This window comes from Oleiphilus sp. HI0123 (assembly GCF_001635315.1).
On sequence record NZ_LWGE01001817.1, the window covers coordinates 1 to 1779 of the forward strand.

The window sequence follows — 1779 nt, forward strand, 5'->3', positions numbered from 1 at the left end:
CGACCTTCTTCATTTTCACCAAATAGGCTTTATTCCGCGATTTGAAAGTCAGGTTGATGACGACAGTTTTTTTATCGCTCCAGACGGAAAGTACTCGCCAAAGTCTGAGCTCAAGGCTAATATTGCAGCGTTTACTGGCGACAGCAGCAACCTTGAGCTTATTTGCCAGTTCCCTGCTCGTTTTCATTGGCTAACACAACAACTCCCTGAATTGAACTTCCCCGAAGCCAAGTGCCCAGATTATGAGGACTGGTTCGCCAAGATCGACCCTAAAAGCTTAACCTTAAGCTTCCCGGCGGCCTATCTGAACAGCCCCTCCTCAATGTTTGGACATACCTTTATTCGTATAGATCGCGCCTCTGGCAGTAATGCACTACTAGACTACAGCATCAACTTTGCCGCCAATGCCAACCCTGACGATAATGAGCTAGTCTTTACCTATAAAGGTCTTTCCGGTGGCTACCCCGGTGTCTTTACAATTCTCCCCTACTATGAAAAAGTCAAAGAATACAGCCACCTGGAGTCACGCGACGTTTGGGAATACGCTTTAGACCTGACACAAGAAGAGGTCGAACAGTTTGTCCGACACACCTGGGAAATAAGAACGGTTCATTTTGATTATTATTTTGTAGATGAAAACTGCTCCTACCAATTACTCACCTTATTGGATGCAGCCAGCGAACGCTTTAACTTCGTCGACGCCTTCAAACTCAGCGCAATCCCTTCCGATACAGTACGCGCCATTGAACAAGCAGGAGCGGTAAAGCACGCACGTTTTCGCCCTTCTACCTTAAGCCTGATGACTCAGATGATCGATAACTTAAGCGATGATGAGATCCACCTTGCCAGGAACTTGGTAGAAGATAACAAGCTTGCAACAAACCACTTGCAAAGATTGGATACAGAAAGTCAGGCAAAGGTTTTGGAATTGGCCTACCAATACAGCCGCTACCTGGCAGTGAGAAAAAAATCCGACCTTCCACACCTTGGCAAACGAACGATCGAACTACTTTCGACTAGAAGTAAGATCGATAAGACTAAAGTATTTCCAGACTTTCCAACACCTAAGTATCGTGACGATCAAGGACATAACTCACGCCGATTAACGCTAGCCGGCGGTTATGACGGCAGCCACCATTTCCAGCAACTGGAAATTCGAGCAGCATACCATGATCAACTGGATGCCTTACCTGGCTATATTCAAGGCGCTAAACTTGAAATGCTTAACATGAAAGTTCGTCGTACCGAGGTAAATAACGAGGCAAAGACTCGACTCCAAGAACTGAAACTCATCGATATTGCCTCCTACACACCTCGAAACCTACTAATTACACCAATTTCCTGGCATGTTGCGACAGGCTTTTATCGACCTCGCAGCGCCCCTGAAGAGTTAAGCAGTTTTTTGAATGCTGGTGGAGGGCTGAGTTATGAATATCTTGGGCAGCGTCTATACATCCTTACTGACGGAGAACTGAATCTCGATAATGATATCGATAAAGGCTACTGGTTAGCAGCAGGCCCCCGACTTGGCTGGCTAAGCCAGCATGAAGACTGGAACCTAAAGCTAGAAGCCTATCGCCCCTTTGATCTCTTCGGCGCTAAGTTCAAGCGCTTGGATATTGAGCTTGGCTTTAGCTTCAACCTTGGTGCTCAATGGCAAATCCGGGCACAAACGGCTTACCACAGCTTTTATCAGCAACAAACCAAAGAACAAGCCTATCAGCACTCCTCCAGTTTTTCTCTGGTTCATTATTTTTAAGAGTAAGAAAAAGGGTTTCT

1 protein-coding gene is annotated in these 1779 nt (G+C 46.0%); it reads left to right on the forward strand.

The window, feature by feature from the left end:
• Positions 1 to 1759 (forward strand): DUF4105 domain-containing protein (locus A3761_RS24435; RefSeq protein WP_068751084.1); only part of this gene is annotated, 1759 nt, incomplete at its 5' end.
• Positions 1760 to 1779 lie beyond the last annotated feature (20 nt).